The following is a 13,378-nucleotide window of genomic DNA, read 5'->3' as shown; positions in this document are numbered from 1 at the left end:
GCATCGGCGTTGAGCGCAGTGCGCGCGCGGGTGTGACCGTTGTCATACGGTAAGACTAGAGTTAGATTCTAATTCATGACAAGTGGCATGCAGGGAACTCGAACGGAATTGGACCCGGTACTGCACGCGGTCGCCGCTGCGGTCTCGGGATCGGGCCTCCCACCCATGGTGGAACTCGATCCCGACGGGGCGCGTGAACGGATCCGCGGTGCGCTGCAGTCGTGCGCATCCGGTCCCGAGGTCGCCTCGGTCTCGGCGCACACGGTCTCGCCACACGTGCGCGTGCGCCTGTACCGGCCGGCGGCCCGCAGGTCCGCGGGAACGATCGTCCATTTCCACGGTGGCGGCTGGGTGACCGGGGACCTCGACTACGCGGACGCGACGTGTCGCATGCTCGCGAACGAGGCCGGGGTAGACGTCGTGAGCGTGGACTACCGCCTCGCGCCGGAGCACCCCTTCCCTGCGGCGACCGACGACGCGATGGAGGTGTTGCGCTGGGTGGCAGCAGGATCCGAGGGGCTCACCGGACCGGTCGTGGTCACCGGAGACAGCGCCGGGGGTAACCTCGCCGCCGTGTGTGCCGCCCGGTCCCGTGGTCAGGGCGGTATCGACGTCGCCGGCCAGGTGCTGATCTATCCCGTCGTCGACGCCGATCTGGGGCGCGACTCGTATGCGCGGAACTCCGGCGTGTTCCTCGGTTCCCGTGAGATGCAGTGGTTCTTCGACCACTACTGCCCCGACCCCGACACCCGGACGAGCCCACTGGTGTCGCCGCTCCGGGATGCCGATCTGTCCGGGCTGCCGCCCACCGTGGTGGTCGTCGGAGGCCACGACCCGCTGCTCGACGAGGGTGTCGAGTACGCCGAGCGGCTGACGGACTGCGGCGTGCCGGTCGAACTGCTGCGCTTCCCGTCGCTGGCCCACGGGTTCCTGCAGTTCACCGGTGTCTCGCCGGCGGCTGCCGAAGCGGCCGCGACAATCGTCCGCGCGGCGGCGGCCCTCTTCGAAGACGAAGCAGTGGAGCAGGATTCGACCACGGGAGGCGTTCATGCATGATCTGGTGATTCGCGGCGGTCTCGTCGTCGACGGAACCGGGGAACCGCCCCGAACCGCCGACGTCGCCGTCGACGACGGACGTATCACGGCGGTCGGTGAGGTGCGGGAACCCGGCCGCCGCGAGATCGACGCGTCGGGCAAGCTCGTCACCCCCGGATTCGTCGACATCCACACGCATTACGACGGACAGGTCACGTGGGACCCGCTGCTGACCCCGTCGTCGCTGCACGGGGTGACCACCGTCGTGATGGGCAACTGCGGGGTGGGCTTCGCGCCGGTCAAGCCGGAGCAGCGCGACTGGCTCATCAGCCTCATGGAGGGTGTCGAGGACATTCCCGGAAGCGTTCTGGCGGAGGGAATGACGTGGAACTGGGAGTCGTTCCCCGACTATCTGGACGCGATCGACACCCCGCACGCGATCGACTTCGCGGCCCAGTTGCCGCACGGCGCCCTGCGCACCTACGTGATGGGCCGGCGCGGCGGCGATCACCTCACCCGGCCGACCGAGGACGAAATGAACCGCATGCGCGATCTGGTGGCCGAGGCCGTCGAGTCCGGCGCACTCGGGTGGTCCACCTCCCGGTCCGCGGTCCACAAGACGTCCGCCGGTGAGCCCACGCCCAGCCTGACCGCTTCCCGCGAGGAACTCACCGGCATGGCGGCGGGCCTCGCGAAAGCGGGCGCGGGCGTCATCGACTTCATCTCCGACTTCATGGACGAGCCGGAGGAGATGGAGTTCGTCAGCGCCATCGTCGAGGCCGCTCGGCGACCCATGTCGGTGTCGGTCGTGCAGAGCGACCGCGCGCCCGACAAGTGGCGCGGACTCCTCGACGGGCTTGCGGAAATCTCTGCGGAACAGGGGGTCCCGATCACCGGTCAGGTCGCGCCCCGCGCCGTGGGGGTGTTGCTCGGCTGGGAGCTGAGCTGGCACCCGTTCATGGCGTACCCGAGCTGCGCCGCCCTCGCGGATCTGCCGCGCGAGGAGCGGGTGGAACGGCTGCGACGACCGGAGGTCCGGGCGGCGATCCTGTCCGAGCAGCCGGTGACCGACAGCGAATTCGTCGATCGCCTGTCGACCCGCTTCGACCAGCTGTACCTGCTCGGTGATCCGCCGAACTACGAACCCGGACCCGATGATTCGGTTGCCGCGTTGGCCGAGCGGACGGGGGCGTCGCCGGCCGAGGTGGCGTACGACGCGCTGATGGCGCAGGACGGGCGCGGACTGCTCTACTTCCCGATGCTCAACTACTCCGCCGGCAATCTCGACGCGGTGCGGGAGATGCTCGCGCGTCCGGACACCGTGCCCGCGCTCGGCGACGGCGGCGCACACTGCGGGGCGATCTGTGATGCCAGCTTCCCCACGACGCTGCTCACTCACTGGGGCCGGGATCGTAAGGCGGGTGGCCTCTTTCCGGTGGAGTGGTTGATCAAACGCCACACGGTCGACACCGCGGCCGTCGTGGGTCTGCTCGATCGCGGGCAGGTCCGCCCCGGCTACCGTGCCGACCTCAATGTCATCGACTTCGACAGGCTCCAGGCCGACCATCCCGAGGTGCTGTACGACCTGCCGACCGGCGGGCGACGCCTCATGCAGACCGCGACCGGTTACGTGGCGACGGTCGTGGCCGGCGAGGTGATCGTCGAGGACGGCCGGCACACCGGTGCGTTGCCCGGCCGCCTCGTGCGCGGTGCGCAGCCCGCGCCCAGCGCGCACTGATCCACGTCGGAAAGCGGATGCCCCGCCACTCTCACGAGTGGCGGGGCATCCGCTTACGTCACCGAGTACAGGGTCAGTTCTTCTTGAACGCCTTGTCGAACAGGATGATTCCGTCGACGGTCGGGTTGGCCCGGTACACGTCCGGCGACCACGCGACGTAGTTGACACCGGCGCCCCACGAGAGGAACGGCTGATCGGTGTTCACCAGGTTCTGGATGTCGACGATCGCTTCACGCTTGGCGGACTCGTCCGGAGCCGAGAGCACCTTGCCGAGGAGAGCGTCCATCTCGGGGCTCTTGTAGCCGAGGATGTTGTTGGTCGAGGTGCTCGACAGCGAGCTGAAGAGCCGGATCTCGGGTGCGACGTCGGCGATGCTGTACGCACCGAAGCTCATGTCGTAGTTGCGGTCGATGTAGAGCCGCTTGACCATGTCGGTGATGCTGCTGGTGTACTCGAGCGCGACGTCGAAGCCGATCGAGTTCATCTGTGCCTGCACCGCGAGCGCGAGCTGCTGCGCGTCGGGGTCGTTGACGCCGACGTAGGTGATCTTGCCGTTGAACCCGTCGGCCTTGGCCTGGTCGAGCAGTTCCTTGGCCTTGGCGGCGTCGGGGCTGATGCCGTCGACGTTGCCGTACCACTCGGACCACGGCTGGAACATGTCGGTGCCGGGCATGCCCTCGCCGGCGCGCACGCGCTGGTTGAGGACCTCGGGATCGACCGCGTACGCGATCGCCTGGCGAACCCGCGGATCGGCGGCGGGCCGTCCCGGTGCGTTGTTGAGCTGTCCGACCATCGACATGCTCGTGGTGTCGACGTAGCCGGGGAACTCGGCCTTCGCGGCGTTCACGGTCTGCGCGTTGCGGAGGTAGGCCATGTCGATGCCGTTGGTCTTGAGCGCGTCCACCTTGGGCTGCTCACCGGCGATCGCGACGAACTTCAGTCCGTCGAGGTTCGGCGCGCCACCCCAGTAGTCGGGGTTCGCCTTCAGCTGCAGCTCCTGCTGGGGCTGGAGGCTGACGACGGTGAACGGTCCGGCGCCGATGGGCGTGAACTTGTCGCCCTGCTGCGAGGACGGTGCCACGATCATGCCGTGGCCGTAGGCGAGCATCGCCGGGAAGGTGCGCCACGGCTGCTTCAGGGTGAAGACCACCGTCGACGGATCCTGCGCGACGTTGCTCGCGACCATCTGGCTGTACACCTGCGAGTTGGCGCCGCGTCGCTGGTTGTAGCGGTCGATGCTCGCGACCACGGCAGCCGCGTCGAGCGGGGTGCCGTCGCTGAACTTGACGTTGTCGCGGAGCTTCAGCGTCCAGGTCAGGAAGTCGGGGCTCTCCTCGAACGACTTCGCCAGCTGCGGCTCGAAGCTGCGGGACTGCGAGTCGTAGCGCATCAGGACGTCGTAGACCGCCGCCATCTCGCTACCGCCGGTCGCGCCGGCGGGCTGCGTGACGGCCGGATCCAGGCTCGTGACGGGCGCGTAGGACGCGAAGCTCAGGGTTCCGCCCGACACGGGTGTGCCGCCGTCACCCTGGTCGCCCAGGATGCCGTACGCGGTGGTCGTTGCGCCGGATCCGTTGCTCGCGTCGGAGCTCTCCGACGACGCGCAGCCGGCAAGCGCGACCGCACCGACGACCGTGACGGCCATCGTGCGGGCGAGCCTTCTCGAATACTTCTTCATGTACCAGCCTCCACGGTCAGGGGTTGACGCCTGCCAGTCGGTGCGAGCCGGATGGCCCGCCCGGATGATCGAACGGATCTCTGATTCGCCGGGCCTGGCCGCCCGGTCGAAGAGGACGATCGCACCGGAATTCGATGCAGTCGGGGTCGTTGCAGAATCGGACTCTAGCCGCCTCGGCGGACGTCCACAAGGAATCGCGAGATCTGGTGATTCCGCAGCGTTACAGCGGTATTCGTTAGCAATGGAGGTCGATCCGCGAACGGCCTCGCGCGCGGCCCGGCCGGCCCTCCGGCGGGACCGAAATGAATTTCACCAAAACTCTTGTGGAACCAAGATAGGTGTCCTAGATTGTCCGGAACACAGCTTTGTATAGACAAAGTTCTCGCCTGGGTCGTGGACGGTTTCCGTCGGCCCCGGTGAGGACTTCGGCGACCGACGACGGCCGGCGTGAGGCGGGAGGACCCTCTCGATGTACCTGGTGGTTCACGCGTTATCCGTGCCCGGTGACGGACGGAGAGCCGCTGTTCCGTGACAGACCCGCAGCATGTGCTGCTCGCGCAGGATCTGATCTCACGGATCCAGTCGGGAGAGTTCGCGGTGGGCGACAAGCTGCCGACCGAGGTCGAACTGTGTGAGACCCGATCGCTTGCCCGCGGGACGGTTCGGCAGGCGCTCAAGCATCTCGAGGATGCGGGAATGATCAGTCGCCGCCGCGGGGCCGGTACCACGGTCGAGTCCCCGGAGCCCGTGGTCGGGCACCAGGCCTTCGTGACGAGCAGCCTCGGCATGCTCGCGTTCGTGGAGCGCACCCGGATTCTCGACCCGTCGTCGAAAATTGTTGTCGCAGACGATGAATTGTCACAGCGCGTCGGTGTCCCGGTCGGTTCCGAGTGGTATCGGGTATCGGGCCCGCGTGTTGTTCGAGGGTCGATGATGCCCCCCTTCTGCTGGAGCGAGGTGTATCTGAGATCGGACCTGCCGCATCGCCAGATGGTGCTGACCGGCAGGTTCGGCATCGGGAATCTGGTGCGCCAGCGCATCGAGCAGGTGGTGACCGGCACGCTTCTGTCGTCGCGGCTCGCGCAGGCGCTGGACGCGGAGAAGGGCAGTGCCGCACTGGTTGTCACGCATCGTCATGTCGACTCGGTCGGCGCTCTCGAAGCCGTCGGCATCCACACCCATCCGGCGGAGCGCTACTGCATCGTGACGTCGGTGGGCGCGCAGTTGTCGACCGATTGACGCCGTCGGGTGCTGTCCCACTCGGGGCGGCGCGGGGGCCGGGGAAACCTACTGGGGAGTAGCCGGGCCCCAGATAATGACATGAATTCTATTGTGCGCTAGCCTCTTCAAAACGCTATGTGATCCACATCTCACGAGGGAGTCGAACGTTGGACCGGAGTGCGACGACCAGTGATGTCGAGGTCATCGATCGCATCCACGTGAGAGGTGTCGTCCTTCCGGCCCCGGGTGCGGCATCCGCGACGGCGTTCGCGGTGTCGGGTGGCAGATTCGTTGCGGTGGGCTCCGACGAGGACATCCTCGCGCTGGCCGGGCCGGCCACCGAGGTCGTCGATCTGGGAGGCCGCACGGTCGTTCCCGGATTCATCGAAACCCATGTGCACCCACACATGTCGGGGATGAACAGCGTTGCCGTCGACGCCGGCTCGGATGCGTGCCCCGACATCGAGTCGCTCGTCGCCGCACTCGCGGCGCGTGCGGCCGAGACTCCGGTCGGGCAGCCGGTCTCCGCGTCGGGTTTCGACGACAGTCTGGTGGCCGAGGACCGCGGACTCACCGCCGCGGACCTCGATCGTGCCAGCGTCGACCACCCCATCGTGGTGCGGCACCTGTCCGGGCACGGGCTGTACGTCAACTCGCTCGTGCTGCGGAACAAGGGCGTCGACCGGGACACGGAGGAGCCCGAGGGTGGTGTCGTCGTGCGGGATTCGGCCGGCGATCCGACCGGCGAGTTCCGTGAGATCCCCGCGATGCGTCTGGTCGTCGCGCCGGAGGAGTCGATGCCGACGGGTGAGGACCTCGACGAGGGGCTGCGCCGCGCACTCGCCCAGATGGCCTCGGTCGGTGTCACGACCTTCCACGACATGTTCGTCACTCCCGCAGTGATCGACTCCTACCGACGCCTGCTCGGCCGGGGGGAGTTGATCCTCCGCGGTCGGCTGTACGCGGGTTTCGGCACCCTCGAGGGATTCAGCGTCGAGAGCGGCCCCCACGCCGAGGCCGACGAGCATCTCGTCGTCGGAGGCGTCAAGCTCATCTCGGACGGGTCGATCCAGCTCCACACCGGGGCACTCACCGAGCCTTACCACGACCTCGGCGGATGTCACTGCGGCGAGATGGCGATTCCGCCCGCGGACCTGGACGAGATGGTGCGCCGGTGCCACGAGGCGGGCCGGCAGGTCGCGATCCACACCAACGGCGACCGGGCCATCGACCTGGCGCTCGACGCGATCGAGAAGGCGGTCGCCGCGACCGGGGGAGCGCAGCTTCCCGGCGGGTTCGCGCACCGACTCGAGCACGTGCAGGCACTCCGCAACGACCAGATCGAGCGGATGCGCGATCTCGGGGTGTCGGCGTCGGTGTTCGTCAACCATGTCTACTACTGGGGAGATCGGCACCGCGACCGCTTCCTCGGACCGGAGCGGGGCAGCCGGATCAGCCCGCTGGCATCGATCAGTACGGCGCAGGTTCCGTTCGCACTCCACTGCGACAGCCCGGTCACCCCGGTGAACCCGCTGTTCACCATGCACACCGCGGTCAACCGCATCACGCGCGGCGGCGCCGTCCTCGGCCCCGAGGAACGGGTGGGCGCCGATACTGCCCTGGCCGGCTACACCACGTCGGCGGCCCGTCTCGGCGGCGAGTCGAACGTCAAGGGCGCCATCGCTCCCGGACTGTTCGCCGACTTCGTGGTGCTCGACGGTGATCCGACCGGTGTCGCGCCGTCGGCGATCAAGGACATCGCGGTCCTCGCGACCGTGGTCGGGGGTCGGGTCGTGTACTCCACCGACCCGACGTTCTCCTAGTGGCGTATCCAGTTCGACGGAAGTAGGTACGAATGACGCGATCCTCGCTTGCTCGGGCCGGGACACTCCTGACCGCGCTCACCGCAGCGACCGTTCTGCTCGCGGGTTGTGCGGGTGGTGGGTCGGGTTCGGCGACCGACGCTTCCGACGTCACCACGGGACTCGTGGGCGAGCAGTCCGACGGCGGTGACCCGGTCTCGGGCGGCACGCTGTCGTACGCGACGTACAACGGTGTGAGCAGTCTCGATCCGGCCGATCGTCAGGACGGCGGCGCCACCGGCGGCAGCGAGATGGCGGCCATCTACGACCTGTTGATGCGCTACGACCCCGAGACCAAGGCGTACCAGCCGCAACTGGCGCAGTCCCTGGAGGCCAACGGCGACAACACCGTCTGGACCCTGACGCTGCGTCCGGATGCGACGTTCAGCGACGGGACGCCGGTGGATGCGGCGGCGGTGCGTTGGAGCATCGGCCACTACCTGGACAAGAAGGCGACGCACTCGCAGGTGTGGAAGGCGACGGTCGCGGACATCCAGTCCCCCGACCCGGCGACGGTGGTCTTCATCCTGAAGCAGCCGTGGAACGAGTTCCCGATCATGTTCACGACCGGGCCGGGCATGATCGTGGCCCCGTCCTCGATGGCCACGGGCACCTTCACCCCGATCGGAGCCGGCCCGTTCACGGTCGAGAAGTTCGCGTCGCAGGACGAGTTGGTTCTCGCTGCGCGTCCGGACTACTGGGACGGTGAGCCGCACCTGGCCAAGCTCCGCTTCCCCGCGATCGTCAGCGAGCAGGGCAAGCTCGACGCGCTGCACACCGGGGGCGTCCAGGCGGCCTACCTGCGTGGCGCGGAGGTGGTTCACAACGCGCTCGACGCCGGCGACGTCGGCTACGTCTACACCGTGAACATGGGCGGTGTCGGGAACATCAATCAGCGCGAGGGGCGGGCCGCGTCGGACGAGCGGGTCCGGAAGGCCATCGTCGCCGGCTTCGATCCGGAGACCTTCAACCAGCGCGTCGAGGGCGGCTACGGCATGCCCGGCAGCGACATGTTCCAGGACTGGTCGCGGTGGCACGGCAGCGTTGCCGGCAGTGGCTACGACCCGGAGGCGGCGAAGAAGTACCTCGCCGAGGCGAAGGCCGACGGCTACGACGGCAAGCTCACCTACGTCGGCCTCAACGACCCCGCCACGCAGAGCAGTGCACTGGCATTCCAATCGATGCTCCAGGCCGTCGGTTTCACCGTCGACATCGTCTACACGACCAGCATCAACGATCTGGTCAAGCGCATGTATGCGCAACACGACTACGACATCGGCTACGCCGGATTCAACATCCTGGACGAGTCTCCCTTCGTTCGCCTGTACGGCAATCTCTTCAGCGAGTCGTCGTCGAACGTCCTGGGTTACGAGAACCCGAGGATGGACGAGCTGCTCGGCAAGCTGCAGACCGCTCCGTCGGACGAGGACCGCCTCGCGGTGGTCGAGGACATCCAGACCGTCGTCAACGAGACGAACCCGATGCTCGTGGTCAACAGCGGCAAGTACTTCATCCCGTGGAGTAAGAACTCGCACGGCATCACGCCCAGCGCCGATGGCATCATGCTGTTCGGAAACGCCTGGCTCTCTTCCGAATCCGCGTCATAGTGCCGGATCGGCGTAATCAATCGGATTGGTACACCCATGAACACAGGAAGGAGGCGATGAGGCGATGACGAGAACCGTGATCGACAAGGTGATCGAGCTTATCGTCGTGCTCTTCGTCGTCAGTCTCGGCACGTTCGCACTCGTTTCGCTCATCCCGGGTGATCCGTCCGTCGCGATGCTCGGTGAGGGACGTTCGCCGGAGGAGTACGCGCAGGCTCGTGCGGACATGGGGCTGAACGATCCCTTCTTCACGCGCTACTGGGACTGGTTGTCGGGTGCGCTGCAGGGTGATCTCGGCAATTCGATGGTGCCGCCGCAGGGCCCGGTGACCGACAGCATCAGTGCCGCACTGCCGGTGAGCATCCAGTTGGCCGTGATGGGTCTGTTCATCGCGATCGTGGTCGCGATTCCGCTGGCCATGTACTCGGCCCGCCATCAGGGCGGCTGGATCGACCGCGCGATCAGCGCGTGCACCTTCGGTGTGCTGTCCATCCCGTCGTTCCTGTCGGGTCTGCTGCTGATCATGGTGATGGTGAACTACCTGGGGTGGTTCCCGCGGTCGCAGTGGGTGCGAGTCTCGGAAGGACTGGGGCAGAACCTTTATCACGCGATCCTGCCGGCGATCACGATCAGCCTGCTCGAGATGGCCATGTTCATCCGCATCCTGCGCAGCGACCTGGTGATGACGCTCAAGGAGAACTTCATCCTGGTCGCCAAGGCGAAGGGCATGTCGAACGCGCGCCTGTTGTTCAGCGATGCGTTGCGGCCGTCGTCGTTCTCACTGATCACCATGCTGGGCATCGTGCTCGGATCGATGATCGGCAGCACCGTGATCGTGGAGACGTTGTTCTCGCTGCCGGGAATGGGTTCGCTGATCGTGCGTGCCGCGCAGCAGGGTGACATGCCGATGGTGCAGGGAGCGGTTCTGGTGATCGCGGTGATCTACGTGGTCGCCAACGGTGTCATCGACATCTCCTACGGATACCTCGACCCAAGGAGCCGACGAGCCCATGTCTGAGACCAAGATGGACGACATCGACATGCCGGCGTTCACCGGCCGCGTGCTCGACGACGCGGGCGCAGAGGAGTTGGCGAACGCGAAGGATCTGGCCGAGCGCCGCAACCTGTATCGGATCGGCACGATCCTGACCGCCGTGGGCGTCGTCTGCGCGGGCCTGGGCGTGCTGCCGATGCTGGTCATGGGTGCTCGGGTGGCGATCTTCGTGGTCGGCCTGATCGCCCTGTACATGGGTGTGCGGCGGCTGGGGTTGGCGCGCTTCGGTTCCGACTTCGACCTCACGTTCATCCTCTCGTGCGCCTGGTTGACCGTGCTCATCCTCGCCGCGATCCTGGCGCCGCTGCTGCCACTCGCCGAGCACGAGGACACCACCAAGACCCTCGCTGCGAAGAGCTACGCGTCGCCGAGCCTGTTCTCGTCGCACCCGCTGGGCACCAACAACTTCGGGTTGGACATGCTGGCCCGGTCGATCTACGGCGCCCGGTCGTCGCTCATCGTGGCGGTCGCCGCGGTCGCGATCGGCATCCTGATCGGCGGCGCGATCGGCATCCTCGCCGGCTACTTCGGCGGTTGGGTCGACCGGATCGTGGGCATCCTCACCAACTCGCTGCTGGCGGTTCCGGCGCTGATCCTGCTGATCGCGCTCGCGTCGGTGCTGCAGCCGAACCTGCGGAACGTCTCGTTCGCCCTCGCGGTGCTCGCGATACCGTCGATGGTGCGCATCGCCAGAGCGAACACCCTGGTGTTCTCGCAACGCGAATTCGTGCTGGCCGCACGAGCAATGGGCGCCACGCGGTGGCGAGTGATGCTGCGGGAGATCGCGCCCAACGTCGCGCTGCCGCTGCTCTCGCTCGGCATGGTGATGATCTCGGTGATGATCGTGGCGGAGGCGTCGCTCAGCTTCCTCGGTCTCGGCATCCAGCCGCCGTCACCGACGTGGGGCAACATGATCTCCGAGGGCCAGGGCAACGTCTTCGAGCAGCACCCGTACATCGTTCTGGTGCCCGGTGTGTTCCTGTTCCTGACGGTGTTCGCGTTCAACATGGTCGGTGAGAAGGCCCAGAAGAAGACCGGCGGCACCCGGGAGGTGAAACTGTGAGTAGCAACGAACCGATCCTGACGGTGGACGGTGTGTCCACCAGGTTCCGCACCAAGCGCGGACAGTTGCGTGCGGTCGAGCAGGTGTCCCTGGAACTCGACGCCGGCGAGACCCTCGGCCTGGTCGGCGAGTCCGGTTCCGGGAAGTCCGTTCTGGGGCAGACCATCATGGGTCTGGTCTCGAACGGCGGCACCTCCACCGTCACCGGCACCGTGAACTTCATGGGCCGGGACATGCAGGGGCTGACCCGCAAGGAACAGCAGCAGATGTGGGGCAACGACATCGCGATGGTGTTCCAGGACCCGATGTCGGCGCTCAATCCGTTCAAGCGGATCGGCACGCACATCACCGAGTCGCTGCGCGCGCACCTGGGGTTGGACAAGACCCAGGCGCGGGAGCGGGCCATCGAACTGCTGCGCAAGGTCCGGATTCCCGAGCCGACGCGGCGGATCGACCAGTACCCGCACGAGCTGTCGGGCGGTATGCGTCAGCGCGTGGTGATCGCGATGGCGCTCGCGTGTGATCCGAAGCTGACGATCGCCGACGAACCGACCACCGCGCTCGACGTCACCGTGCAGAAGCAGATCCTCGAGCTCCTCGACTCGCTGCGCACCGAGATGGGCATGGCCGGGATCCTCGTCAGCCACGACCTGGGAGTCGTTGCCGGACAGACCGATCGTGTCGCGGTCATGTACGCGGGCCGGATCGTCGAGACCGCGCCCACCCGGCAGCTGTTCGCCAACCCGCGGCACCCGTACACCGAGGCGCTGCTCGCCGCGGTTCCCCGCCTCGAGCAGGAACCGCACACCCGGCTCGAGTCCATCGACGGCGGCCTGCCGGACATGACGAAGCCTCCCACCGGGTGTTCGTTCGCGTCCCGCTGCAAGTACGCGCAGGCCAAGTGCCGGGAGGTCGTGCCGATCCTGACGGCGTCCCGGGACACCGCCGGCGCTCGTCACCCGCACGAGGTGGCCTGCCATTTCCCGTTGGACGGCGTCGCCGACCTCGGGATGCCCGCCGCGGTGGGCACAGAGAACCGTGAGCTCGAAGTGGAGACCATCTGATGGCCGGAAGTGGAGTTGCGCACCTGCGCAGGGGCGAGGGGCCCGTGCTCGCGGTCGAGAATCTCGTCGTGGAGTTCCCGGCCGGGCGCGGCCAGACCGTGCACGCGGTGTCGGACATCAGTTTCGACCTGATGCCCGGTGAAACCCTCGGCATCGTCGGCGAATCCGGGTGTGGCAAGTCCACCGCCGGTCGCGCGGTCCTGCAGCTGCCGTCGCCGAAGTCGGGCAGCGTGGAGATCGACGGCATCGAGCTGACCACGCTCAGTCCGTCCGCGCTGCGCAAGATCCGGGCGCAGATGCAGATGATCATGCAGGACCCGATCTCGTCGCTCAATCCGCGGCGCAAGGTCAAGCACCTCGTCACCGAGGGCCCGCGCATGTGGGGACAGCGGAACAAGGAACGCCTCGACCAGCTGGGCCGGGAACTGCTCCAGGCGGTCGGCCTCGACCCCGACATGGTGTGGGACCGGCTCCCGGGGGAGCTGTCCGGCGGTCAGTGCCAGCGCGTCTGTATCGCCCGCGCCATGATGCTCAAGCCGAAGGTCCTCATCTGCGACGAGCCGGTGTCGAGTCTGGACGTGTCCGTCCAGGCGCAGATCCTCAACCTGCTCGAGCAGACGAAGACCGAGTTCGAGCTCACGATGATCTTCATCGCGCACAACATGGCGGTGGTCAAGAACATCAGTGACCGGGTGATGGTCATGTACCTGGGCAAGGTGTGCGAGATCGCGCCGAGCCGCGACATGGAACAGCAGGCGCAGCACCCCTACTCGCAACTGTTGCTCGCATCGATCCCCGACCCGGACGTGCTCCGCGGCGAGACCGACGCGACGCCGCAGATCGAGGGCGACCTGCCGTCCCCGCTGAATCCGCCGTCGGGCTGCCGGTTCCGGACGCGCTGCCCGCTGGCCACCGACCGGTGCGCGGCCGAGGAGCCGCTGCTCCGCGAGGTCGCTCCCGAGCACTTCGTGGCCTGCCACAACGTCTGACACATCTATCTCCCGCGTTTTGCGCACTTATCGCTGAAATTCCGGTGCCCGGAGCGCGATAAGTGCG

10 protein-coding genes are annotated in these 13,378 nt (G+C 67.1%); 9 read left to right on the top strand and 1 reads right to left on the bottom strand.

Annotated features, from left to right (window positions below; all coding sequences use genetic code 11):
• Window positions 1-75 precede the first annotated feature (75 nt).
• Window positions 76-1,056 carry an alpha/beta hydrolase gene (locus tag ABEU20_RS05350; RefSeq protein WP_420163365.1) on the top strand — a complete coding sequence of 327 codons (981 nt, stop codon included), beginning with the start codon at window positions 76-78 and terminating at the stop codon, window positions 1,054-1,056.
• Window positions 1,049-2,773, top strand: coding sequence for an N-acyl-D-amino-acid deacylase family protein (locus ABEU20_RS05345; RefSeq protein WP_420163364.1), 1,725 nt, complete (start codon window positions 1,049-1,051; stop codon window positions 2,771-2,773). Before ABEU20_RS05350 ends, ABEU20_RS05345 begins: the two co-directional genes overlap by 8 nt.
• A 73-nt stretch (window positions 2,774-2,846) precedes the next feature.
• Here the strand turns inward: ABEU20_RS05345 and ABEU20_RS05340 are convergent, their stop codons facing one another.
• Window positions 2,847-4,451: an ABC transporter substrate-binding protein gene (locus ABEU20_RS05340; protein WP_420163363.1), complete on the bottom strand. Its 1,605-nt coding sequence runs from the start codon at window positions 4,449-4,451 to the stop codon at window positions 2,847-2,849.
• A gap of 528 nt (window positions 4,452-4,979) precedes the next feature.
• Here ABEU20_RS05340 and ABEU20_RS05335 point away from each other — a divergent pair.
• The 7 genes from ABEU20_RS05335 (at window position 4,980) to ABEU20_RS05305 (ending at window position 13,311) form a co-directional block, all read left to right on the top strand.
• Entirely contained in the window at window positions 4,980-5,690 is a 711-nt protein-coding gene (locus ABEU20_RS05335; protein WP_420163362.1) for a GntR family transcriptional regulator, read from the top strand.
• A gap of 200 nt (window positions 5,691-5,890) precedes the next feature.
• Window positions 5,891-7,495, top strand: a complete 1,605-nt coding sequence (locus tag ABEU20_RS05330) for an amidohydrolase (protein WP_420163361.1) — start codon at window positions 5,891-5,893, stop codon at window positions 7,493-7,495.
• Window positions 7,496-7,527: 32 nt separating this feature from the next.
• The gene (locus ABEU20_RS05325; protein ID WP_420163360.1) at window positions 7,528-9,141 is read left to right on the top strand and encodes an ABC transporter substrate-binding protein; all 1,614 of its coding nucleotides are present in this window, start codon (window positions 7,528-7,530) and stop codon (window positions 9,139-9,141) included.
• A 64-nt stretch (window positions 9,142-9,205) separates the two neighbouring features.
• Window positions 9,206-10,159: an ABC transporter permease gene (locus ABEU20_RS05320; RefSeq protein ID WP_420163359.1), complete on the top strand. Its 954-nt coding sequence runs from the start codon at window positions 9,206-9,208 to the stop codon at window positions 10,157-10,159.
• Window positions 10,152-11,258, top strand: coding sequence for an ABC transporter permease (locus tag ABEU20_RS05315; protein ID WP_420163358.1), 1,107 nt, complete (start codon window positions 10,152-10,154; stop codon window positions 11,256-11,258). The genes ABEU20_RS05320 and ABEU20_RS05315 overlap by 8 nt, the downstream gene beginning before the upstream one ends.
• The gene (locus tag ABEU20_RS05310; RefSeq protein WP_420163357.1) at window positions 11,255-12,322 is read left to right on the top strand and encodes an ABC transporter ATP-binding protein; all 1,068 of its coding nucleotides are present in this window, start codon (window positions 11,255-11,257) and stop codon (window positions 12,320-12,322) included. Before ABEU20_RS05315 ends, ABEU20_RS05310 begins: the two co-directional genes overlap by 4 nt.
• Complete coding sequence (locus ABEU20_RS05305; RefSeq protein ID WP_420163356.1) at window positions 12,322-13,311, top strand: ABC transporter ATP-binding protein; 990 nt, start codon at window positions 12,322-12,324, stop codon at window positions 13,309-13,311. The genes ABEU20_RS05310 and ABEU20_RS05305 overlap by 1 nt, the downstream gene beginning before the upstream one ends.
• Window positions 13,312-13,378: the final 67 nt, after the last annotated feature.

Origin of the sequence: Rhodococcus parequi, from assembly GCF_046042785.1 — a bacterium.
Taxonomy (GTDB): Bacteria; Actinomycetota; Actinomycetes; order Mycobacteriales; family Mycobacteriaceae; genus Prescottella; species Prescottella parequi.
The sequence above is the reverse complement of the archived record's forward strand: the minus strand, read 5'-3'. Positions and strand labels throughout refer to the sequence as shown.